The sequence below is a fragment of the Pseudomonas sp. lyk4-R2A-10 genome (assembly GCF_030209075.1).
GTDB lineage: Bacteria > Pseudomonadota > Gammaproteobacteria > Pseudomonadales > Pseudomonadaceae > Aquipseudomonas > Aquipseudomonas glycinae.
On record NZ_JARVSR010000012.1, the window covers coordinates 516,060 to 535,721 of the forward strand.

Sequence of the window (19,662 nt, forward strand, 5' to 3'; positions counted from 1 at the left end):
GATGCCAATTCAGGGCGAGTCTAGCTCAGATGAAACGGCATGTGCGGGTCGATTAGCGACTGGTTACAAATCCAAGCTCAAAAACCGTACCCGTTGCATCACTGCTGACCCGCACCCGGCCCCCATGCAACTGCATGATCGACTGCACGATCGCCAGTCCCAATCCGCCGGAGTCTCCTGGCTCCGCGCGGGACGGGTCGACGCGGTAGAAGCGGTCGAACAGTTTGCCCAGATGCTCATCCGCGATCACCGGGCCGAGGTTGTGGACTTGCAGCCAGCACAGGCCTGGCTCATCGCGTCGGCGCAGGCTGATGACCGAGCCGGCATCGGCATGGCGTACGGCGTTGGCCAGCAGATTGCCCAAGGCGCGTTGCAGCAGTTGCTGATCCGCCAGCAATTCTCCGCTGAACGTGTTTTCGAGGCGGATTTCCCAGTCATCCGCCAGGGCTTCGAAGTAGTCGCACAACTCATCGCCGATTTCGTGCAGTTCCAGCGTGCGCAGATCGAGCGCTCGCTCAGCTTGCTCGGCGCGGGCGAGAAACATCAGGTTTTCGGCCATGCGCTTGAGCCGTTCAAACTCTTCCATGTTTGAAGCCAGCACTTCCTGATACTCGGCGCTGCTGCGCGGGTAATTCAGTGCCTGGCCGTTGCTCGCGAGCAAGGTGTGCAGGGGCGTGCGGATTTCGTGGGCGAGGTCGGCGGAAAACTGTGAGAGGCGCTGGAAGCCGTCGTCCAGCCGCCCGAGCATGCCGTTCAGCGCATGCACCGGCTCCAGCAATTCCGCTGGCGTGCCGGCGGTGGGAACGCGTTGGTCGAGGCTGCGCAGGTCGATGCCGCGCAGCGCTTCACTCAGCTTGCGCAGAGGCCGCAAACCTCGGCGCAACAGCACCAGACCCAGCGTGAAGGCGAGCACGGCACCCAAGCCGACGGCCAGATACAAGCGCAGGCGATAGCTGCCGAGCATCTGCTCGCGCTCGCTCAAGACCTTGCCGGCGATCACGGTCAGTGCTTCGCCGTTCGGCCCTTGGGCCTGACCTGACAACAGGGCCAGCTCGACACCGTCCGCCGCCTGCCAGGTCAGCACATCGCGGCGTTGCGGCGGTTGATCCCGGGGGATGGCCTGCACGGACGGCAGTGCGCGTTGGCGAGGGTTGATCGTGATCACGTTCGAGCCGTCCGCTCGTTGCACCAGCAGCAGACTGTCGAGGTTGCCGAGCATGTTCTGGTACAGCCGTGGCCGCGCCTGCAGGGCGTCGAGGCTGTCGCTGTCGGCGAGCAGCGCGCGCACCTGTTCCAGGCGACCGAGCAACGCCATGTCGTCGCGCCAGGCGATTTCCGCAGCCAGCGAGCGATACAGGAACACGCCAATCGCACTGAGTACCAACGCACAGACAGCAGCGAACGCCAGGGCCAGGCGCCAGGCAATCGACCTAGCGCGCATCGTCGGGCGCTTCGAGTTGATAGCCGACCCCGCGCACGGTGTGAATCAGTTTGGGCATGTACGGATCATCGACTTTCGAACGCAGCCGGCGCACCGCGACTTCGACCATGTTGGTGTCGCTGTCGAAATTCAGGTTCCACACCTGCGAGGCGATCAGCGTGCGCGACAGCACTTCACCCTGACGGCTGGCGAGCAGATGCAGGAGAGCGAATTCCTTGTTGGTCAGGGCGATGCGCTGGCCGCCCCGGCTGACCCGGCGGCGCAGTACGTCGATTTCGAGATCGGCGATGTTGTACGACTCGGCTTCACGCAGGGGGCCGCGCCGCAACAACGTGCGCACCCGCGCCAGCAATTCGGCGAAGGCGAACGGCTTGAGCAAATAGTCATCGGCCCCCAGTTCGAGGCCGCGCACGCGGTCTTCGATGGCGTCCTTCGCCGTCAGGAACAGCACCGGCGTGGCGCCGCGCTGGCGGATCAGCTGGAGCAATTGCCAGCCGTTGAGGCCCGGCAGCATCACGTCGAGGATGATCAGGTCATATTCCTGCTGCTCAATAAAGTAGCGACCGTCGAGGCCATTCAGCGCCACGTCCACGGCAAAACCCGACTCACCCAGCCCTTTGGCGATGAAGTTCGCGGTTTTGGCTTCATCTTCTACGACCAGCAAACGCATGGCACACCTCGATTGATCAGAGACACAGGCTAGGCCCCTTCGGCGACGTTGCCCATTACAAACTTGTAATCCGACTGACGAGGTTTCGACGGGGACCGGCGGATAAGGTGATGGCCTTCGCTTTTGGAGCCTGCCCATGTCCGTCAAATACCTGCTTGCCAGCCTCGCGATCGGCCTCAGCGGCGCGGCGCACGCCACGCCTGAGCTGCCCCGTCACGCCGATCTCGATCTGAAAACCGCGCGGCTGCTGGCCGACGCGGCGCTGGAAAACTGCACCGCCACGGTGTCGGTGCTCGACCGTGGCGGCAATCTGCTGGTGACCTTGCGTGGCGACGGTATCGGCCCGCACAACACCGCCGCCAGCCAACGCAAGGCCTACACCGCGCTGTCGACGAAAACCCCGACTCGATTGTTCGCCGAGCGCGCCCGCAACAACCCGGAAACCGCCAACCTCAACACGCTGGACGAGTTGCTGTTGCTCGGCGGTGGCATCCCTTTGTTTGCCGGGAAAGAACTGGTCGGCGCCATGGGCGTGGCCGGTTCCGGTGGCGGTGAACAGGACGAAAGCTGTGCGACGAAGGCGGCCGAAGCTGGCGGTCTTTCCATCAACCGAATTTGAACCCAGGAGCATCACCATGACCCCACTGCGCATCACTTTCGCCGCGCTCGGCCTGAGCGCCTTTTCGAGCCTGGCGCTGGCCGCCGGCAACCCGCTGAGCGTACACGTGCTCAACCTGGAAAACGGCCTGCCGTCGCCGGGCATCAACGTGATGCTGGAGCGTCATGTCGGCCAGGACTGGCAGCCGCTTGCGCAGGGCACCACCAATGAACAGGGGCGGATCGCCGAGCTGTTCCCGGCGAACAAACCGTTCGAGGCCGGTGAATATCGAGTGGTGTTCAAGACCGGTGAGTACTTCGAGAAGGCCAAGCACGAGACGTTTTTTCCGGAGATTCCGGTGATTTTTAAAGTGAAGCAGACGGATCAGCACTATCACATTCCGTTGCTGCTGAGCCCGTATGGCTTCTCCACTTATCGCGGTTCGTAAAAACAACATCGATCCAATGTGGGAGCGGGCAAGCCTGCTCCCACAGGGGAACCCGTATTCTTCAGAGGGTCGCCAGTGCCCGCAATCGCGCGGCGTCAAGGATTTCGATCTCGCCATAACTCAGTCCGATAACCCCCTGCCCCTGCAACTCCTTGAGGATCTGGTTGGTGGTCTGCCGCGACAGCGACAGCATCGACGCCAGCTGTTCCTGAGGCAGTTGCAGCACCCGGCGTGGCGGATCGAGTTCGCCGTAGCTTTCGGCGATCATCAGCAAGCGATGAGCCAGACGCGCCGGGGCCGGCAGCAGGCTCAGCTGTTCGAGATTGATGAAGGTCAGGCGCAGTTTGTGGCTCATCAACAGAGCGAGATGCCGCCAGTAGACGGGTTGCTCGTCGAGCATTTTCAGCAGCGTGGCCTGGGGAATGTTCAGCAAGGTGCAAGACCCGACCGCGTAGGAATCGTGGGTGCGGGGCTGGCCGTCGAACAGGCAGATTTCGCCGAACCAGTGCGGCGCTTCCACCAGGCTCAGCAACGCTTCCTTGCCCTGCTCGCTGACCGCGCCGATGCGCACTGCGCCGTCGAGCACCGCGTACAGCCCGCACGGCGCATCGCCGCGCTGGAACAGCCGCTGCCCCGCCGCCAGCCGCCGCTCCCGGGCCGCTGCCAGCAGACTATCCTGAAAGGACGAAGGCAGATGACTGAACCATTGCCCGGTCAGCAGGCGCTCGCGCCAGACCTTATCCATGAGTTCTCCTAAAGACTGTCGCCTGCCTGACAGAGCGAGCCGTGAACCCGGGGCATGATTCGATCACCCTACAGGAGGAACAACAATGAAAAGCCTCGTCGATCATTTGAGTCAATACGCCGCTTACCACCGTGACCCGCGCAACATCGCCAGCCACTTTATCGGGATTCCGCTGATTGTGGTGGCGGTGGCCGTGCTGTTGTCGCGGCCGGAATGGTCGGTGGGTGGATTGTGGATTTCCCCGGCGGTGATTGCCGCCCTTGCGTCGGCGTGGTTTTACCTGCGCCTGGAGCTGAAGCTTGGGGCTTTGATGACCGTGTTGATGGGCCTGTCTGTCTGGGCCGGGCATGTACTGGCGCAGCAGAGCACCATGGTCTGGCTCAGCAGCGGTCTGGCGATGTTCGTAATTGGCTGGGCGATCCAGTTTGTCGGGCACCACTATGAAGGGCGCAAACCGGCGTTTGTCGATGACTTGAGCGGGTTGATTGTCGGGCCGCTGTTTGTGGTGGCCGAACTGGCGTTCATGCTCGGGATGCGCCATGAGCTGAAAGAGCAGATCGAGGCGCGGGCGGGCGTGGTGCGGGTCAATCCGAATCGCGCGGCTGTCTGAACCACAGGCTGATTCGCTCGCTCCCACGCTCTGCGTGGGAATGTATTCCGTGACGCTCCGCGTCACAGTGGACGCGGAGCGTCCATAGCGGCGTTCCCACGCTGAGCGTGGGAACGAGCGAGATCAAACGTTGGCGACTTTCTGCCAGACCTTCGGCTTGAAGAACAACGTCTCTCCCTTCGCCAACCCGGTCAGGCTGTCGTGGTCTTTCACCACTTCCGCCTCGATCAGATCGGTTTGACCTTCAACCTTCAACGTCACCCGCGTGGTCGCGCCCAGCGGCCGGATATCGCGGACTTCAGCGGCGTGGTGATCCTCCAGCTCATGCCGCGACAGCGACACTTCGTGCGGGCGGAACAGCACGTGGTTGTCATCGCCCAGATGCAGGCGGTTCGAATCGCCGAGGAAGTGATAGACGAAATCGCTGGCCGGGTTTTCGTAGACGTCGCCCGGTGAGCCGATCTGCTCGATCACACCCTTGTTCATCACCACGATGCGGTCGGCCACTTCCATCGCCTCTTCCTGGTCGTGGGTCACGAACACCGAGGTCAGGTTGATGTCTTCGTGCAGGCGCGCCAGCCAGCGGCGCAGCTCCTTACGCACCTTGGCGTCGAGGGCGCCGAACGGCTCGTCGAGCAGCAGCACTTTCGGCTCTACCGCCAGGGCGCGGGCCAGGGCGATACGCTGACGCTGGCCGCCGGACAGTTGCTCCGGATAACGATCCGACAACCAGTCCAGTTGCACCATGTTCAGCAGCTCGTGAACCTTGGTCGCGATCTGGCTTTCAGTCGGGCGCTGGTTTTTCGGCTTCATGCGCAGGCCGAACGCGACGTTGTCGAACACCGTCATGTGGCGGAACAGCGCGTAGTGCTGGAACACGAAACCGACGTTGCGATCCCGCACGTCGTGGCCGGACACGTCTTCGCCGTGGAACACGATGTTGCCGTTATCCGGGGTTTCCAGACCGGCAATGATGCGCAGCAGGGTGGTCTTGCCGCAGCCGGACGGGCCGAGCAGCGCCACCAGCTCACCGCTGTGGATGTCCAGGCTGATGTTGTCCAGCGCCTTGAACGCATTGAAATTCTTGCTGACGTTACGCACTTCGATCGACATGAATTATTCCTCCGCGGCGCTGGCGCGCAGGCGGTTGATACGGTTTTCGCTCCACTGCTTGAGCAGCAGGATGAAGAGCGCCAGGATCAGCAACAGGCTCGCCACGGCGAACGCGGCCACGTGGTTGTATTCGTTGTAGAGGATCTCGACATGCAGCGGCAAGGTGTTGGTCACCCCGCGAATGTGCCCGGAGACCACCGACACCGCACCGAACTCACCCATGGCCCGCGCGGTACACAGCACCACGCCATAGATCAGACCCCATTTGATGTTGGGGACGGTCACGTGCCAGAACATCTGCCAGCCATTGGCGCCGAGCAGGCGCGCGGCTTCCTCTTCCTGAGTGCCTTGTTCCTGCATCAGCGGGATCAGCTCACGGGCCACGAATGGCACGGTGACGAAGATCGTCGCCAGCACGATGCCCGGCAGGGCGAAGACGATCTGGATGTCATGATCCTGCAGCCACGGCCCGAACAGGCCCTGGGCACCGAACATCAACACGTAGACCAGACCGGCGATCACCGGCGACACCGAGAACGGCAGGTCGATCAGCGTCACCAGCATACTCTTGCCGCGGAACGAGTATTTGCTCACGCACCACGCGGCGCTGACACCGAACACCAGGTTCAGCGGCACCGACACCAGCACCGCAATCACGGTGAGTTTCAGCGCCGACAAGGCATCCGGTTCAAAGATCGCGGTGAAGAACGCGCCGAGACCATTCTTCAATCCCTGCGACACCACGATGAACAGCGGCAGCAGCAGAAACAGAAAGAAAATCAGCCAGCCGAGGCCGATCAGGATCCGCCGCGAAGTGGCGCTGCCACGGCGGGCGGCGTTGGCCGAGGACGCGGCCGCAATAGACGATTGGGACATGGTTCGCGCCTCCTTATGGGGTTTCGATGCGCCGCTGCAGCAAGTTGATCAGCAGCAACAGGACGAAGGAAACCACCAGCATCAATACGCCGATGGAGGTAGCGCCGGTGTAATCGTACTGGTCGAGCTTGACCATGATCAGCAGCGGCAGGATCTCGGTTTTCATCGGCATGTTGCCGGCGATGAAAATCACCGAACCGTACTCGCCAACGCCCCGGGCAAACGCCAGGGCAAAACCGGTCAACCAGGCCGGCAACAGCGCCGGCAGCAGGATGTGGCGGAACACCTGCAACGGTTTGGCACCCAGGCACGCGGCCGCTTCTTCGACTTCACGCGGGATGTCGGCCAGCACCGGCTGTACCGTGCGCACCACGAACGGCAGGGTCACGAAGGTCAGCGCCAACGTGATCCCGAGCGGGGTGTAGGCGATCTTGAAACCGAGGTCAGCGGCGAACTGCCCGACCAGCCCGGTCGGCGTGTACAGCGCCGTCAGGGCAATACCGGCCACCGCGGTCGGCAGGGCGAACGGCAGATCGATCATCGCGTCGATCACCTTGCGCCCCGGGAACGTGTAACGCACCAGCACCCACGCCAGCAGCGTGCCGATGATGCCGTTGATGATCGCGGCGCACAGCGCGGTGCCGAAGCTCAGCTTCAGTGCGGCGAGGACGCGGGGCGCGGAGATGATCGTCCAGAACTGATCCCAGGTGAGTTGGGCGGCGTGGACGAACATCGCCGCCAGCGGGATAAGCACAATCAGGCTGAGGTACACCAAGGTGTAGCCCAGCGTCAGCCCGAAGCCGGGTATGACGGGGGAGATACGACGCGACATAAAAGTCCTTGGTTTGAGAACGCACAAAGCCCCGACGGTTAAATCGGGGCTCGTTTATGACCTATTTCAGATTACTGCGCCTGATAGATCTGGTCGAACACGCCACCGTCGTTGAAGAATTTCGGCTGCGCGGTTTTCCAGCCGCCGAAGTCCTTGTCGATGGTCACCAGCTCCAGTTTAGGGAACTGCTGGGCGTACTTCGCCGCCACGTCCTTGTCACGCGGACGGTAGAAGTTCTTCGCCGCGATTTCCTGGCCGGCCGGGCTGTACAGGTGCTTGAGGTAGGCTTCGGCGATTTGCTCGTTGCCCTTCTTCTCGGCATTCTTGTCGACCACCGCCACCGGTGGTTCGGCGAGGATCGACAGCGACGGCACGACGATGTCGAACTTGTCCTTGCCGCCGTCTTCTTTCAGCGCCAGGAAGGCTTCGTTTTCCCAGGCCAGCAACACGTCACCCTGACCGTTGTTGACGAAGGTGATGGTCGAGCCACGGGCGCCGGTGTCCAGAACCGGTACGTGTTTGAACAGGGTTTGTACATATTCCTTGGCTTTGGCTTCGTTGCCGCCATTGGCTTTCAGGCCGTAGGCCCACGCCGCGAGGAAGTTCCAGCGTGCACCGCCGGAGGTTTTCGGGTTCGGGGTGATCACCGAGACGTCATTCTTGATCAGATCGCCCCAGTCCTTGATGCCTTTCGGGTTGCCCTTGCGCACCAGGAACACGATGGTCGAGGTGTAAGGAGTGCTGGCGTCCGGCAGACGCTTCTGCCAGTCGGCCGGCAGGGTCTTGCCGAGCTTGGCAATTTCGTCGATGTCGCCGGCCAGGGCCAGGGTTACGACGTCGGCGCGCAGACCGTCGATCACCGCACGGCCCTGCTTGCCCGAACCGCCGTGGGATTGCTGGATTTTCACGGTGTCGCCGGCGTGCTCCGACTGCCAGTACTTCACGAATTCGGCGTTGTAATCCTGATACAGCTCGCGCGTCGGGTCATACGACACGTTGAGCAGTTCGTAATCCTTGGCAACCGCGGAACCGGCAAACACAGCGCTGGCCAGGGCGGCCAAAGCGTAACGGCGAATCGACGACATGGTGAAAGCTCCTGGAATTCTTGGTGGTGGCTTTTTCTTATGGATTGCTGGAATCGGGTTGCTCGTTCAACGACCGCAGCCTGTGGCAGCTTCTGCCAACAGCTCCCCGCAGGAGCTGCCGCAGACTACGAATCAGGCCGGTTTGTTACCCGGTTGCTGCAGACGGAATTTCTCTTTGCGTTCGATCTGGACCACTTGGGCGTTATGCACGGTGATTTCCACCGCGCCGAAACGCAGGTCGCGCAAGGCGCTCTGGATTTCACGCAGGATGGTGCTTTCGTCCTGACCGTCAACGCTACGCAGGGATGCGCTCATGGTGCTGCTCCTTTGTATGGGATATGCCTGGCAGTGGGCGGCACTGCGTTCGGCGTGGGAGCAATATAAGAGAGGCGCGGATATTCTTAAAAAGACTATTTAAGAATGTTTATATAACTGGAAAACATTATGTGATGCAGCAAGGGTTTGCGGCGGATTTGGCCGCCGGCAAACCCGCCGTACGCCGTCATCAACCGATCAAGGGCGCCCGGTTCCAGTCGACTTGCGCTTCCGGGACCGGCCGCCCAAACCAGTAGCCCTGCCCCAGATCACAGGCCTGCTCCAGCAGGAACGCGGCCTGTTCCACCTGCTCGATGCCCTCGGCATGCACCTGCATGCCCATGCTGCGGGCCAGGGCGATGATCACCCGGACGATCGCCGCATCGTCCTCGTCCCACGGCAGGCCGGCGACGAAACCCTGATCGATCTTGAGCTTCTGCACCGGCAGGCGCTTGAGCCGCAGCAACGACGAATAACCGGTGCCGAAGTCATCGATGGCCAGACGAATGCCCAGTTCGCGCAGACGATGCATCTGTTCCAGCGCGACTTCCGGATCGTCCATCACCGCGCTTTCGGTGACTTCCAGTTCCAGATAGGCCGGATCCAGGCCGGTCTGGTGCAGCACCTGCGCCACCTGCTGATACAACTCGCGGCGAGCGAATAACCGCGAGGACACGTTGACCGCGACAAACGACAGCACCACCCCGGCCTGCTGCCATTGGCACATCTGCCGGCAGGCCTGCTGCATGACCCAGGCGTCGATCTCCGAGATCAGCCCGGTGCGCTCGGCAATCGGGATGAACTCCGCCGGCGACACCAGGCCCCGCTGCGGATGCTCCCAGCGCACCAGCGCCTCGACGCCGATCAGGCGACTGGTTTGCAGGTCGTGCACCGGTTGGTAGTAGACCCGCAGTTCCTGCTGCTCCAGCGCGCGGCGCAACTCGAAGGCGATTTCGACCCGCTGCTGGGCGTGAGCCGTGAGCTCTTCGGTGTACAGCGCGTAGCCATTGCGGCCGCTGCTCTTGGCCTTGAACAGCGCCGCATCGGCGTTGCGCAACAGCTGTTCGGCGCTCAGCGCATCGCTGGGAAACAGACTGATGCCGAGGCTGGCGTTGATGAACAGTTCATGGCCGTCGAGGCAGAACGGCTCCTTGAGCGCATCGAGAATACGCTGAGCCAGCGCTGCCGCCTGTGCCGGCTGTGGACAACTTTCCAGCAGAACCGCGAATTCATCGCCGCCCAGCCGCGCCAGGGTGATGCCCGGCCCGAACAACGCCTGCAAACGCGCGGCGACCGCCTTGAGCAAACGGTCACCGATAGTGTGGCCAAGACTGTCGTTGATCAGTTTGAAATGGTCCAGATCGATCATCAGCAGCGCGCAGCCGCGCTTGTGGGTCTGCGCCGATGCCAGCGCCTGTTCGGCGCGGTCGCTGAACAGCAGACGGTTGGGCAGGTCAGTCAGCGGATCGTGGTGGGCCAGGTGCTTGAGTTCGTGTTCGGAATCCTTGATTGCGCTGATGTCGGAAAACACCGCGACGTAATGGCTGAGCCGGTTGTCATCGTCACGAATGACCCGGATCGTCTGCCATTGCGGGTAGATTTCACCGCTCTTGCGCCGGTTCCAGATCTCGCCGCTCCATTCGTCCCGCGCCTGTAAAGAAGCGAACATCGCTTGATAGAACCCCGGCGGATGATGCCCGGACTTGAACAGGCTGGGCTGCTGGCCGATGACTTCATCGCGCTGATAACCGGTGATTTCCATGAACGCGCGATTGACGTGCACGATCAGCCCCTGCCGGTCCGTGACCAGCACGCCTTCGCGGGTGCAATCGAATACCGCAGCGGCCTGACGCAGGCGTTCGCGATCTGCCTGGCGTTCACGCAATCGGGCGCCGATGCCCAGGCATTCGAACAGCCGCGCCCGGGCCAGGAAGATCAACCCGGCGCTGAGCGCCACGAACAGGTAGCCGTTGATCAGTTGCCAGCGCAGCAACTCGTCAGAGCTATCGAAGAAACTGTTCAATAAATAACCAGTACCTTGCAGCCAGACCACGGCAAGGACCAGGTAAAGCAGCGCTGCACGCAAGGCATCGCGGTAAGTGGCAGACATTCGGCCGTCCATGTCCCTACAAAAATGTCGGGATTATAGGTCAAGAAACATCCAGCCATCTCTTATCTGAAAGGGCGACTGGTTTTATCTGTGTGCTTGGTGATAATGCAACGGCTGTTTTTTCTTTATCGAGGGCCCTATAGCCTATGTGGTACGAAGGTTTTCTTGGCTTGTCGGCCTGGTCGCTGGTCGCCGTCACCCTGGTGATGACCCACGTGACGATCGTTGCCGTCACGGTCTACTTGCACCGCTACTCGGCCCATCGCTCCCTGGAGCTGAATGCCGGCCTGAAGCATTTCTTCCGTTTCTGGCTGTGGCTGACCACGGCGCAGAACACCCGCGAGTGGACCGCCATCCACCGCAAACACCACGCCAAATGCGAAACCGAAGACGACCCGCACAGCCCGGTCGTCAAGGGTCTGTCCACCGTCCTGCGCAAAGGTGCCGAGCTGTACCGCGAAGAAGCGCAGAACCCGGAAACCCTGCGCATCTACGGCAAGAACTGCCCCGAAGACTGGATCGAGCGCAACCTCTACAGCCGCTACCGGTTGCTGGGCGTGGCGATCATGGCGGTCGTCGATCTGCTGCTGTTCGGCACCATCGGCATCACCATCTGGGCGATCCAGATGATGTGGATCCCGGTCTGGGCGGCCGGTGTGGTCAACGGTCTCGGCCATGCCGTCGGCTACCGCAACTTCGAATGCCGCGACGCGGCGACCAATCTGGTGCCGTGGGGCATCCTGATCGGCGGCGAAGAGCTGCACAACAACCATCACACCTACCCCAACTCGGCCAAGCTGTCGGTCAAGAAGTGGGAGTTCGACCTCGGCTGGGCGTGGATCCAGGTCTTCAGCTTCCTGCGTCTGGCCAAAGTGCAGCGGGTCGCGCCGATCGCCCACCGCGTCGAAGGCAAGGGCAGCCTGGACATGGACACCGCCATGGCGATCCTCAACAACCGCTTCCAGATCATGGCCCAGTACCGCAAGCTGGTGATCGGGCCACTGGTCAAGCAGGAACTGGCCAAGGTCGATCATTCGGTACGCCACCAGTTCCACCGGGCCAAACGTCTGCTCTCGCGGGAAACCAGCCTGTTGGAAGATCGCCACCACGCGCGCATCCAGAGCATGCTCGAGCACAGTCAGGCGCTGAAGGTAATCTACGAGAAACGTCTGGCCCTGCAGCAGATCTGGGTCAAGACCAGCGCAAATGGCCACGACATGCTCGCCGCCATCAAGGAATGGGTACACGAGGCCGAGGCCAGTGGCATCCAGTCCCTGCGTGAATTCGCCGACCAGTTGAAAACCTACTCGCTGCGCCCTGCCGCCATCTGATGCCGTTGATCGGTGCGCCCGGTTCCTGTGCGCACCCTTCGGAACTTCACCCCCGATCCCCTATCTCAAAGACACTTCGCCACCCCCGGCGGGCTTTCCCGTGGCCGTTGTCGACTGATCGGCACGCCCTTTGAGATTCGTGTCGATGGTCAACAACAATCAAAAAGACTCATCCCCTCCCCAGTGGCCCGAGGCCGCGCAAACCCTGATGGCATTGATGCACGCCCAGGGCGAAGTCGCCCGACTGAGCGAACGCGAGCAGCTGTTCAGTTCGCTGCTGGTCAGCGTCAACGCCGTGCTTTGGGCCTTCAACTGGGAAACCCGTCAGGTGTTGTACGTCAGCCCCGCTTACGAGCGGATCTTCGGTCGTTCCGCCGGCCTGTTGCTGGCCGACTACAACCAGTGGCGCGACAGCATCTACCCGGATGATCTGGAATACGCCGAACGCAGCCTCGCCGAAGTGCTGCATAAAGGCGCCGTAGAAGACCGCGAATACCGGATCATCGCCGCCGACGGCCAGGTTCGCTGGATCAGTGACAAGTGCTTCATCAACCGTCAGGACGAACCAGGGCAACCGGTGATCATCGTCGGCATCGCCGAAGACATCACCGACAAGAAGCAGATGGAAACCGAGCTCCAGCGCCTGGCCACCACCGACGTGCTGACCCAGAGCAGCAATCGCCGGCACTTCTTCGAATGCGCCCACCGGGAATTTGAACAAGCCCGCCTGCAAGGCGCGCAAATGGCGTTCCTGCTGCTGGACATCGATGACTTCAAGGTGATCAACGACACCTACGGCCACCCCGAGGGCGACAATGTGCTGCAACGGATCGCCGAATGCGGTCGTGCCTCGCTACGTCGGGGCGACCTGTTCGGGCGGATTGGCGGTGAGGAATTTGCGGCGGTTTTCCCGGGCTGTGCGCCGGACATGGCGATGCAGGTGGCCGAACGGTTGCAACGGGAAATTCAGCGGCTGAGCTTCAATCACGCCGATCAGACCTTCGGCATCACCGTCAGCCAGGGCCTGACCAGCCTCACCCCGGAAGACGAAAGCCTCGACACCCTGTTCGCCCGCGCGGACGCAGCGATGTACGAGGCCAAACGGCAGGGCAAGAACCGGATCATTTCCGCCTGATTCCCGACCGGATGCGCAATCAAACCGCTATTTGCGCATCCGCATCAGCTCCGGCAGGCCGATCTTGAGCAACCGCGCCGTGCGGCTCTTCGCCAGCTCCTCAACGCCCTCATGCTCGGTCAGCCGCGCCATCTGCGCCGCCATGTTCATCACCAGCGCCTCGCGGGAATAGACCCCGCCACCGAGCTGGTAGACCGAGGCAATCAGCTCGCGCAGCTCCAGCGGCAACCGCCAGCGGGTGCGCAACGCCGAACCGTACGCCGCACCGAATTCCGCCAGCGCATCGCCGACTTCCTCCAGTTCATCCAGCTCACCGCCGGCCTGCTTCCACTCTTGAAGACAACGCAGCAACGCGAGATCGCCGAGGCGATGGAGCATCCCGGCGCAGTAGCAGCGCTCCTGATCCAGATCGAGCAGCCGCGCCAGCGTACGGGCGTACTCGGCGGTGTGCAGCGACAGGCCCCAATAGCGCTCGGCGTAATCCGCCAGGCATGGGTCGCTGAGCCGGGCGCTGCGTTTGAGTGCAAGGCCAAGAATCAGATTCATGCTCTGCCCGGTGCCCAGACGATGCAGCGCCTGCGCCAGGGTCTGCACCGGCGCGCCATGGTGCTGGGCGGCGCTGTTGGCGGCGGCGATCAACACGGCGGTGATCTGCGGATCGGTGCGGATTTCCTCTTCCAGCAGCTTCAGGTCCAAGCCGTTGGGATTGAGGCTGCGCTTGACCGCCACCTGCACGTCGGTCATCAGCGGTGCGCCGTCGGCCTGCTCGCGGCGGCGTTCGAGGAACACCGAGAGGGTCATGCCTGGCGCCAGTGCAGGCACTTCACAGAATACTTCCTCGCCGGCATTGAGCAGCAGCCCTTGCAAACGCTCGGTCAGGCTTTCCATGTTCAGGGGTTTGGCCAGGTAGGCTGTCGGCGCCAGCGGCAAGGCTTCGCGCACGCTGGCGCTGTCGTTGCGACTGCTCATCAGAATGAACGGCAGCGGCGGATTGCGTTTGCGCTGGCGGACACTGCGCAACACGCTCAAGCCATCGACGCCGGGCAACTCCCAGTCGACGATCGCCAAGTCATAAGGGACTTCGCTGAGCAGCGTCATTGCCTCCTGGCCATCGGCGCACAGGTCCAGCCGCGCATCGCAGCGCACATTCAGCAACACTTGTTTGAGCAGGTCACGAGACCACGGGTCGGCCTCGGCAATCAGCACTCGGGGTACAGCGGGTAAATCGACGGCCGTCATGCTCGCCCTCCCTTGCAATGCTTGAACCTTAGCCAATGCTGGCGTTTCGGTACAACCTGAAAACCGCGCAGGTGTTTCCCGGGCATGAAAAAACCCGCCGAAGCGGGTTTTTTGTCGATCCGATCACACGGTGCAACGGATTACAGCTCCGAGAAGCACTCTTCGATGATCGCCAGACCTTTGTCCAGTTGCTCGTCCGGCGAGGTCAGCGGTACCAGGACGCGCAGAACGTTGCCGTAGGTGCCGCAGGACAGCAGGATCAGGCCCTTGTCACGCGCCTTGGCCACGACAGCCGCGACGGCGGTCGGGTTTGGCTTGTGGCTGTCGCCGTTTTCGAACAGCTCGACGGCAATCATCGCGCCCAGGGCACGGACTTCACCGATCACCGGGTACTTGGCCTGGATGGCTTTCAGGCCGGTGACCAGACGCTCACCAACAGCCTTGCAGCGGTCCAACAGTTTTTCTTCTTCGAACACTTCCATCACGGCCAGGGCCGCAGCGCAAGCGATCGGGCTACCGGCGTAGGTGCCGCCCAGGCCGCCTGGCGCGATGGCGTCCATGTATTCGGCCTTGCCGCACACACCGGCCAGCGGGAAGCCGCCAGCGATGGATTTGGCGAAAGTGGTCAGGTCGGCAGCAACGCCCATCTGTTCCATGGCGAAGAAGGTGCCGGTACGGCCAGCGCCGGTCTGCACTTCGTCAGCGATCAGCAGGATGCCGTGCTGGTCGCACAGGGCGCGCAGGCGCTTCATGAATTCTTTCGGTGCGACGTAGAAACCACCTTCACCCTGCACAGGCTCGATGATGATCGCGGCGATGTCTTTCGGCTCGGCGTCGTTCTTGAAGATGCGTTCGATGGAAGCGATCGAGTCGTCGATGCTCACGCCGTGCAGTTCGTTCGGGTACAACGCGCGGAAGATGCCGCCTGGCATCAGGCCCATGCCGGCCGAGTAAGGCACGACTTTACCGGTCAGGCCCAGGGTCATCATGGTGCGACCGTGGTAAGCGCCGGTGAAGGCGATCACGCCAGCGCGGCCAGTGGCAGCACGAGCGATCTTCACGGCGTTTTCAACGGCTTCGGAACCGGTGGTCACCAGCAGGGTTTTCTTGGCGAAGCCGCCCGGTACGCGAGCGTTGATTTTCTCGCACAGCTCAACGTACGGCTCATAAGCCAGAACCTGGAAGCAGGTGTGAGTCAGCTTGTTCAGCTGCTCGGTCACGGCGGCGATGATTTTCGGGTGCACGTGGCCGGTATTCAGTACAGCGATACCGCCAGCGAAGTCGATGAATTCACGCCCTTCAACGTCGGTTACGGTCGCGTTCTTCGCGGACTCGGCGAAGATCGGGTGAATCTGGCCAACACCCCGTGGAACAGCAGCGGTACGGCGGGCCATCAGTTCAGCGTTAGTCTTGCTCATTACAGTCCTCATTCGCCGCTCATCGGGCGGCGTGGTTCAAGGATAAAGCGGGAGGAATCGGCGGTGGCAGCATGCGATGATCGACTGCCACGGCGTTCCCGGCCGCAGAGAAAATTCCGGTTTGAAACGACGCAAAGGGACAGCGCTCTCGTGCCCTTTGCGTTTACAGCGATCTTCTACCGAGGCTTAGATGCCCAGGCAGAGGTATTTGATTTCCAGGTAATCTTCGATGCCGTACTTGGAGCCTTCACGGCCCAGGCCCGAGGCCTTGATGCCGCCGAACGGCGCGACTTCGTTGGAGATCAGCCCGGTGTTGACGCCGACCATGCCGTACTCCAGGGCTTCCGCCACACGGAACACACGGCCCAGGTCGCGAGCGTAGAAGTACGAGGCCAGACCGAACTCGGTGTCGTTCGACATCGCGATCACGTCGGCTTCGTCTTTGAAGCGGAACAGCGGCGCCAGCGGACCGAAGGTTTCTTCCTTGGCCACGGCAGCGTCTTTCGGCACGTTGGTCAGGATGGTCGGCTCGAAGAAGTTGCCTTCCATCGGCTTGCCGCCGGCCAGAACGGTCGCGCCTTTGCTCACCGCGTCAGCGATATGCTCTTGCACCTTGGCCACGGCTTTCTCGTCGATCAGCGGACCCGTGGTGGTGCCTTCTTCCAGACCGTTGCCGATCTTCAGCTTGGCGACTGCCACTTTCAGCTTCTCGGCGAACGCGTCGTAAACCGAATCCTGAATGTACAGACGGTTGGCGCAGACGCAGGTCTGGCCGTTGTTGCGGTACTTGGAAATGATCGCGCCTTCGACGGCCTTATCCAGGTCCGCGTCGTCGAACACGATGAATGGCGCGTTGCCGCCCAGTTCCAGGGAGACTTTCTTGATGTCCTTGGCGCATTCCGACATCAGCTGACGACCGATTTCGGTCGAACCGGTGAAGGACAGTTTGCGCACGATCGGGTTGCTGGTCAGCTCGCTGCCGATGTCGCCGGCGCTGCCGGACACCACGCTGAACACACCTTTGGGGATGCCGGCGCGCTGGGCCAGTTCGGCCAGGGCAAATGCAGAGAACGGGGTTTGCGAAGCAGGCTTGAGCACCATGGTGCAACCGGCGGCCAGGGCCGGGCCCGCTTTACGAGTGATCATCGCCGCCGGGAAGTTCCACGGGGTGATGGCAGCGGTAACGCCGATCGGTTGCTTGATCACGATCAGGCGCTTGTCCGGCTGGTGGCCCGGAATCACGTCACCGTAGATGCGCTTGGCTTCTTCGGCGAACCACTCGATGAACGAAGCGGCGTAAACGATTTCGCCCTTGGCTTCGGCCAGTGGTTTGCCTTGCTCGAGGGTCATCAGGCGAGCGAGGTCGTCCTGGTTCTCGATCATCAGTTCGAACCAGCGACGCAGTTTGCCTGCACGCTCCTTGGCGGTCAGTGCACGCCAGGCCGGCAGCGCCTTGTCGGCGGCTTCGATGGCACGGCGGGTTTCGGCAGCGCCCATCTTCGGTACGGTGCCCAGAATCTCGCCGGTGGCCGGGTTGTTGACCTTGATCGTCTGACCGTTGTCCGCGTCGACCCATGCGCCATCGATGAAGGCTTGCTGGCGGAACAACTGGGTGTCTTTAAGCTGCATGTCGGCTTTCCTTAACAGCACCGCGCAAGGCGCGGAGCAAAATTATGATTGTAGAAAGGCGCCTCGCAAGGCTGCCGTCAGGGAAATCATTCACCGGGCTGAGATATGAATAGCGCACGATTCAAAATGCGTGCGGCTCAGCACCTGGATAAGGAGCGTTTGAAATCTCAAACGAATCCTAGGTTCAAAGGGGTTGAAGGACAATAGGGCGTTCGAAAAAAAGAACAAAAACGCCGCTTTTGCTGAACATTTCAGATCAACGTACCAACAGCTCGGGTCGCAGGGAAACCATAGAACAGCCTCCCCAAAGCGCCAAGCGAGCCTTTTGCAGGACGTTACAGCTTTATGGAATGCAGTGCTTTTCAACCGACACGCGCACTGACAATACGCACCAAAACCCGGCATGGACGCCCCGAGCCGACCTAGGTATGATGTCGCCCGCTGCACCAGTAGCTCAGCTGGATAGAGTACTGCCCTCCGAAGGCAGGGGTCGTGGGTTCGAATCCCGCCTGGTGCGCCATTGATTTAAACGAGAAAGCCCCGGACTGTGATGGTCCGGGGCTTTTTTGTGCCTGCCGACTGGCGACTCACTCCGTCGTCCAGTCAAACTCGTCGTATTCATCATCGTCTTCTTCGTCCTCGATCAAGTCATCATCGAGAACGTCTTCCTCCAGATCCTCTTCGGCCTGCTTGGCCAGAAGAAACTCCTTGCGACTCTCCGTCACTGCCCGCCGCAGTTCCTCACCCTTGACCGGGCAGTTGAGCATTTGGGCGATGCGGTCGATTTTTTGGGCCACGGCATCCTCCAGCGCATCGGCAATGACCCGATAGTGCGCGTTTTTGCGGGTCAATGCCAAATGGCGGATGGCTGATACGGTCAGTTCTTGCGGATTTTTTCCAGCCGCAGGTCGAGATTCACGTTCGGGTAGCGCTTGTGCAGGTTACTGAACAGGCTGTCGGCCGCTTGCGACTGGCCCGACTCGCGCAGGCGCAGGACTTCGCGCAGTTGCTCGTCGAGACCGTTGACCGGGGCGGCGGCACGCTTGCTGACCTTGGCTTCGTCCAACGTGTCGGCGCGGATCGATTCGCTCTGCATCGGCGCCGCCATTTCCGCCATCGGCGCGGGGGCCATTGCGGGTGCAGGCGCGGAAAGCGCGCCGGCGGGCGCCGACAACGATCGGGCCACGGGCGCAGCCGGTTTCGCGGCGGGGGCGAAATCGAATTGAGCCACGGGCTCCGGCGCGCGCTGCACCAGCGACAGCATCAGCGCGATGCCGACCAGGCTGGCAAAGGCCACCTGGTAGCGCGGTTGCTGACAGGCCTTGAGCCAGCGCTGCCACAGGCTCTGCCGTGGTGCCGGGGTTTCATGACGGGCGGCGTTGAGGATCAGCGCATCGAGATGTGCCGGCGGTTCGGCGTTGTGCTGTTCGCGCACGTGCTTGAGCACTTGCTCTTCGGGTGTCGGGCGGGCGTCCGTCATGTCAGTACCTCCTCGGCCAGCAGCCGACGCAGTTTTTGCTGGGCGTAGCGCAAGCGGCTCTTGACGGTTTCCAGCGGTGTTTCGGTGAGGCTGGCGATTTGCGCCAGGTCGAGGTCGCCGTGGGCACGAAGCAGAAACACTTCGCGCTGGTCGGCGGGCAAGGATTGCAGAGCGCTCTCCAGGCGCTCGCTGTTGCGGCTGAGGTTGAGCAGTTGTTCGGGATCCGAGGCATCGTCGCTGACGGCGTGGAATTGCTCGTCGTAGCTGTCATGCAGCGGTTGTCGGGCGCCGTGCTTGCGCCAGTGGTCAATCAGGCGATTGCGGGCAATCTGGAACAACCACGTACGAAAGGTCGCCCGGCCTTGTGGCTGACTGCTACTGCGGATCAGGCTCAGCCAGGTCTCCTGGAACACCTCGTCGGCCAGTTCCGGTTTGCCGCTCAAACCGAGCAGAAACCGGTAAAGACTCTGCCGATGGCGGGCGTACAGGATCTCGAACGCCTTGCCGTCACCCTCGCGATAACGGGCCAGCAGCGATTCGTCGCTGCTGGCCTCAAGGCTGTCGGCGAAAGCAAACAGCTGTGTGAT

20 protein-coding genes and 1 tRNA gene are annotated in these 19,662 nt (G+C 61.9%); 6 read left to right on the forward strand and 15 right to left on the reverse strand.

Annotated elements, in window-relative coordinates; all coding sequences use genetic code 11:
• Positions 1 to 52 precede the first annotated feature (52 nt).
• Together QRN46_RS23250 and QRN46_RS23255 are read right to left on the reverse strand one after the other, a co-directional pair.
• Complete coding sequence (locus tag QRN46_RS23250; RefSeq protein WP_285357497.1) at positions 53 to 1,441, reverse strand: heavy metal sensor histidine kinase; 1,389 nt, start codon at positions 1,439 to 1,441, stop codon at positions 53 to 55.
• Positions 1,431 to 2,111 (reverse strand): heavy metal response regulator transcription factor, encoded by a 681-nt coding sequence (locus QRN46_RS23255; protein WP_011331911.1) that lies wholly within the window; start codon positions 2,109 to 2,111, stop codon positions 1,431 to 1,433. The genes QRN46_RS23250 and QRN46_RS23255 overlap by 11 nt, the downstream gene beginning before the upstream one ends.
• Positions 2,112 to 2,247: 136 nt before the next feature.
• Here QRN46_RS23255 and QRN46_RS23260 point away from each other — a divergent pair, with 136 nt between their 5' ends.
• Together QRN46_RS23260 and uraH are read left to right on the forward strand one after the other, a co-directional pair.
• Complete coding sequence (locus QRN46_RS23260) at positions 2,248 to 2,730, forward strand: GlcG/HbpS family heme-binding protein (protein ID WP_011331910.1); 483 nt, start codon at positions 2,248 to 2,250, stop codon at positions 2,728 to 2,730.
• A 16-nt stretch (positions 2,731 to 2,746) separates the two neighbouring features.
• Positions 2,747 to 3,157, forward strand: a complete 411-nt coding sequence (uraH, locus tag QRN46_RS23265) for a hydroxyisourate hydrolase (RefSeq protein WP_285357501.1) — start codon at positions 2,747 to 2,749, stop codon at positions 3,155 to 3,157.
• Positions 3,158 to 3,218: 61 nt separating this feature from the next.
• Here the strand turns inward: uraH and QRN46_RS23270 are convergent, their stop codons facing one another.
• Positions 3,219 to 3,902: a Crp/Fnr family transcriptional regulator gene (locus QRN46_RS23270; protein ID WP_285357504.1), complete on the reverse strand. Its 684-nt coding sequence runs from the start codon at positions 3,900 to 3,902 to the stop codon at positions 3,219 to 3,221.
• 85 nt (positions 3,903 to 3,987) lie between these two features.
• Here QRN46_RS23270 and QRN46_RS23275 point away from each other — a divergent pair, with 85 nt between their 5' ends.
• Positions 3,988 to 4,512, forward strand: coding sequence for an Mpo1 family 2-hydroxy fatty acid dioxygenase (locus QRN46_RS23275; RefSeq protein ID WP_011331907.1), 525 nt, complete (start codon positions 3,988 to 3,990; stop codon positions 4,510 to 4,512).
• Between the two features lie 123 nt (positions 4,513 to 4,635).
• On the opposite strand, the gene QRN46_RS23280 is transcribed toward QRN46_RS23275, so the two are convergent.
• The 6 genes from QRN46_RS23280 to dibA form a co-directional block, all read right to left on the reverse strand.
• Positions 4,636 to 5,625 (reverse strand): sulfate/molybdate ABC transporter ATP-binding protein, encoded by a 990-nt coding sequence (locus QRN46_RS23280; RefSeq protein WP_064382696.1) that lies wholly within the window; start codon positions 5,623 to 5,625, stop codon positions 4,636 to 4,638.
• A 3-nt stretch (positions 5,626 to 5,628) separates the two neighbouring features.
• The gene (gene cysW / locus QRN46_RS23285; RefSeq protein WP_011331905.1) at positions 5,629 to 6,501 is read right to left on the reverse strand and encodes a sulfate ABC transporter permease subunit CysW; all 873 of its coding nucleotides are present in this window, start codon (positions 6,499 to 6,501) and stop codon (positions 5,629 to 5,631) included.
• A 13-nt stretch (positions 6,502 to 6,514) separates the two neighbouring features.
• A complete protein-coding gene (cysT, locus tag QRN46_RS23290; protein ID WP_007952818.1) occupies positions 6,515 to 7,333 on the reverse strand; it encodes a sulfate ABC transporter permease subunit CysT in 819 nt (272 codons plus the stop codon).
• A 71-nt stretch (positions 7,334 to 7,404) separates the two neighbouring features.
• Complete coding sequence (locus tag QRN46_RS23295) at positions 7,405 to 8,418, reverse strand: sulfate ABC transporter substrate-binding protein (RefSeq protein ID WP_011331904.1); 1,014 nt, start codon at positions 8,416 to 8,418, stop codon at positions 7,405 to 7,407.
• Between the two features lie 132 nt (positions 8,419 to 8,550).
• Positions 8,551 to 8,733, reverse strand: a complete 183-nt coding sequence (oscA, locus tag QRN46_RS23300) for a sulfur starvation response protein OscA (protein ID WP_007952821.1) — start codon at positions 8,731 to 8,733, stop codon at positions 8,551 to 8,553.
• Positions 8,734 to 8,923: 190 nt separating this feature from the next.
• Positions 8,924 to 10,843: a phosphodiesterase DibA gene (dibA, locus tag QRN46_RS23305; protein ID WP_285357517.1), complete on the reverse strand. Its 1,920-nt coding sequence runs from the start codon at positions 10,841 to 10,843 to the stop codon at positions 8,924 to 8,926.
• A 146-nt stretch (positions 10,844 to 10,989) separates the two neighbouring features.
• Here dibA and desA point away from each other — a divergent pair, with 146 nt between their 5' ends.
• Positions 10,990 to 12,174 carry a delta-9 fatty acid desaturase DesA gene (desA, locus tag QRN46_RS23310; RefSeq protein ID WP_285357520.1) on the forward strand — a complete coding sequence of 395 codons (1,185 nt, stop codon included), beginning with the start codon at positions 10,990 to 10,992 and terminating at the stop codon, positions 12,172 to 12,174.
• A 145-nt stretch (positions 12,175 to 12,319) separates the two neighbouring features.
• On the forward strand, positions 12,320 to 13,309 hold the full coding sequence (locus QRN46_RS23315) for a GGDEF domain-containing protein (RefSeq protein WP_011331901.1): 990 nt from the start codon (positions 12,320 to 12,322) through the stop codon (positions 13,307 to 13,309).
• A gap of 27 nt (positions 13,310 to 13,336) precedes the next feature.
• Here QRN46_RS23315 and QRN46_RS23320 read toward each other — a convergent pair whose 3' ends face one another.
• The 3 genes from QRN46_RS23320 to gabD form a co-directional block, all read right to left on the reverse strand.
• Positions 13,337 to 14,548 (reverse strand): response regulator, encoded by a 1,212-nt coding sequence (locus tag QRN46_RS23320; RefSeq protein ID WP_011331900.1) that lies wholly within the window; start codon positions 14,546 to 14,548, stop codon positions 13,337 to 13,339.
• Positions 14,549 to 14,688: 140 nt separating this feature from the next.
• On the reverse strand, positions 14,689 to 15,966 hold the full coding sequence (gabT, locus tag QRN46_RS23325) for a 4-aminobutyrate--2-oxoglutarate transaminase (RefSeq protein WP_221615570.1): 1,278 nt from the start codon (positions 15,964 to 15,966) through the stop codon (positions 14,689 to 14,691).
• A gap of 186 nt (positions 15,967 to 16,152) precedes the next feature.
• Entirely contained in the window at positions 16,153 to 17,595 is a 1,443-nt protein-coding gene (gene gabD, locus QRN46_RS23330; protein WP_011331898.1) for an NADP-dependent succinate-semialdehyde dehydrogenase, read from the reverse strand.
• A 443-nt stretch (positions 17,596 to 18,038) separates the two neighbouring features.
• On the opposite strand from gabD, the gene QRN46_RS23335 reads away from it, so the two are divergent.
• Positions 18,039 to 18,115: transfer RNA gene (locus QRN46_RS23335), tRNA-Arg, on the forward strand.
• A 67-nt stretch (positions 18,116 to 18,182) separates the two neighbouring features.
• Here the strand turns inward: QRN46_RS23335 and QRN46_RS23340 are convergent.
• Genes QRN46_RS23340 through QRN46_RS23350 form a run of 3 tightly spaced genes read right to left on the reverse strand, consistent with a single transcriptional unit; the run spans position 18,183 to position 19,653 of the window.
• Positions 18,183 to 18,452, reverse strand: coding sequence for a hypothetical protein (locus tag QRN46_RS23340; RefSeq protein WP_011331897.1), 270 nt, complete (start codon positions 18,450 to 18,452; stop codon positions 18,183 to 18,185).
• Positions 18,453 to 18,472: 20 nt separating this feature from the next.
• Positions 18,473 to 19,075, reverse strand: coding sequence for a hypothetical protein (locus tag QRN46_RS23345; RefSeq protein ID WP_011331896.1), 603 nt, complete (start codon positions 19,073 to 19,075; stop codon positions 18,473 to 18,475).
• Entirely contained in the window at positions 19,072 to 19,653 is a 582-nt protein-coding gene (locus tag QRN46_RS23350; protein ID WP_285357592.1) for an RNA polymerase sigma factor, read from the reverse strand. The genes QRN46_RS23345 and QRN46_RS23350 overlap by 4 nt, the downstream gene beginning before the upstream one ends.
• Between the last annotated feature and the right edge of the window lie 9 nt (positions 19,654 to 19,662).

Coding starts and splice junctions, on each gene's coding strand:
- QRN46_RS23250 (WP_285357497.1), bottom strand. CDS start 1,441: ATGCGCGCTAGGTCGATTGCCTGGCGCCTGGCCCTGGCGTTCGCTGCT.
- QRN46_RS23255 (WP_011331911.1), bottom strand. CDS start 2,111: ATGCGTTTGCTGGTCGTAGAAGATGAAGCCAAAACCGCGAACTTCATC.
- QRN46_RS23260 (WP_011331910.1), top strand. CDS start 2,248: ATGTCCGTCAAATACCTGCTTGCCAGCCTCGCGATCGGCCTCAGCGGC.
- uraH (WP_285357501.1), top strand. CDS start 2,747: ATGACCCCACTGCGCATCACTTTCGCCGCGCTCGGCCTGAGCGCCTTT.
- QRN46_RS23270 (WP_285357504.1), bottom strand. CDS start 3,902: ATGGATAAGGTCTGGCGCGAGCGCCTGCTGACCGGGCAATGGTTCAGT.
- QRN46_RS23275 (WP_011331907.1), top strand. CDS start 3,988: ATGAAAAGCCTCGTCGATCATTTGAGTCAATACGCCGCTTACCACCGT.
- QRN46_RS23280 (WP_064382696.1), bottom strand. CDS start 5,625: ATGTCGATCGAAGTGCGTAACGTCAGCAAGAATTTCAATGCGTTCAAG.
- cysW (WP_011331905.1), bottom strand. CDS start 6,501: ATGTCCCAATCGTCTATTGCGGCCGCGTCCTCGGCCAACGCCGCCCGC.
- cysT (WP_007952818.1), bottom strand. CDS start 7,333: ATGTCGCGTCGTATCTCCCCCGTCATACCCGGCTTCGGGCTGACGCTG.
- QRN46_RS23295 (WP_011331904.1), bottom strand. CDS start 8,418: ATGTCGTCGATTCGCCGTTACGCTTTGGCCGCCCTGGCCAGCGCTGTG.
- oscA (WP_007952821.1), bottom strand. CDS start 8,733: ATGAGCGCATCCCTGCGTAGCGTTGACGGTCAGGACGAAAGCACCATC.
- dibA (WP_285357517.1), bottom strand. CDS start 10,843: ATGTCTGCCACTTACCGCGATGCCTTGCGTGCAGCGCTGCTTTACCTG.
- desA (WP_285357520.1), top strand. CDS start 10,990: ATGTGGTACGAAGGTTTTCTTGGCTTGTCGGCCTGGTCGCTGGTCGCC.
- QRN46_RS23315 (WP_011331901.1), top strand. CDS start 12,320: ATGGTCAACAACAATCAAAAAGACTCATCCCCTCCCCAGTGGCCCGAG.
- QRN46_RS23320 (WP_011331900.1), bottom strand. CDS start 14,548: ATGACGGCCGTCGATTTACCCGCTGTACCCCGAGTGCTGATTGCCGAG.
- gabT (WP_221615570.1), bottom strand. CDS start 15,966: ATGAGCAAGACTAACGCTGAACTGATGGCCCGCCGTACCGCTGCTGTT.
- gabD (WP_011331898.1), bottom strand. CDS start 17,595: ATGCAGCTTAAAGACACCCAGTTGTTCCGCCAGCAAGCCTTCATCGAT.
- QRN46_RS23345 (WP_011331896.1), bottom strand. CDS start 19,075: ATGACGGACGCCCGCCCGACACCCGAAGAGCAAGTGCTCAAGCACGTG.